Annotated in this window: 1 rRNA gene; it reads left to right on the plus strand. The window is 49.6% G+C overall.

Going from position 1 to position 1,257, the window contains the following annotated elements:
• Positions 1–153: 153 nt before the first annotated feature.
• Positions 154–1,257, plus strand: a 23S ribosomal RNA gene (locus tag SGR01S_RS23495); the annotation flags it as partial.

Below are 1,257 nucleotides of genomic sequence, written 5' to 3' on the forward strand. Positions count from 1 at the left end.
AAGATTTTGCTCTTTAACAATCTGGAACAAGCTGAAAATTGAAACATGACAGCTGAAACTTACTCCTCCGTAGAAGTACTGGAGTAAGGACTAACCTGTCATAGAGTCTCTCAAATATAGCAGCACGAAAGTGGAAACACCTTCGGGTTGTGAGGTTAAGTGACTAAGCGTACACGGTGGATGCCTAGGCAGTCAGAGGCGATGAAGGGCGTGCTAATCTGCGATAAGCGTCGGTAAGGTGATATGAACCGTTATAACCGGCGATACCCGAATGGGGAAACCCAGTGCAATTCGTTGCACTATCATACGATGAATACATAGTCGTATGAGGCGAACCGGGGGAACTGAAACATCTAAGTACCCCGAGGAAAAGAAATCAACCGAGATTCCCCCAGTAGCGGCGAGCGAACGGGGAGGAGCCCAGAACCTGAATCAGTTTTTGTGTTAGTGGAAGCGTCTGGAAAGTCGCACAGTAAAGGGTGATAGTCCCGTACACTAAAATGCATTAATTGTGAGTTCGATGAGTAGGGCGGGACACGTGACATCCTGTCTGAATATGGGGGGACCATCCTCCAAGGCTAAATACTCCTGACTGACCGATAGTGAACCAGTACCGTGAGGGAAAGGCGAAAAGAACCCCGGCGAGGGGAGTGAAATAGAACCTGAAACCGTGTACGTACAAGCAGTGGGAGCACCTTCGTGGTGTGACTGCGTACCTTTTGTATAATGGGTCAGCGACTTATATTTTGTAGCAAGGTTAACCGTATAGGGGAGCCGTAGGGAAACCGAGTCTTAACTGGGCGAATAGTTGCAAGGTATAGACCCGAAACCCGGTGATCTAGCCATGGGCAGGTTGAAGGTTGGGTAACACTAACTGGAGGACCGAACCGACTAATGTTGAAAAATTAGCGGATGACTTGTGGCTGGGGGTGAAAGGCCAATCAAACCGGGAGATAGCTGGTTCTCCCCGAAAGCTATTTAGGTAGCGCCTCGTGAACTCATCTTCGGGGGTAGAGCACTGTTTCGGCTAGGGGGCCATCCCGGCTTACCAAACCGATGCAAACTCCGAATACCGAAGAATGTTATCACGGGAGACACACGGCGGGTGCTAACGTCCGTCGTGAAGAGGGAAACAACCCAGACCGCCAGCTAAGGTCCCAAAGTCATGGTTAAGTGGGAAACGATGTGGGAAGGCATAGACAGCCAGGATGTTGGCTTAGAAGCAGCCATCATTTAAAGAAAGCGTAATAGCTCACT

The sequence above is a fragment of the Serratia grimesii NBRC 13537 genome (assembly GCF_001590905.1).
In the GTDB taxonomy this organism is placed as follows: Bacteria; Pseudomonadota; Gammaproteobacteria; order Enterobacterales; family Enterobacteriaceae; genus Serratia; species Serratia grimesii.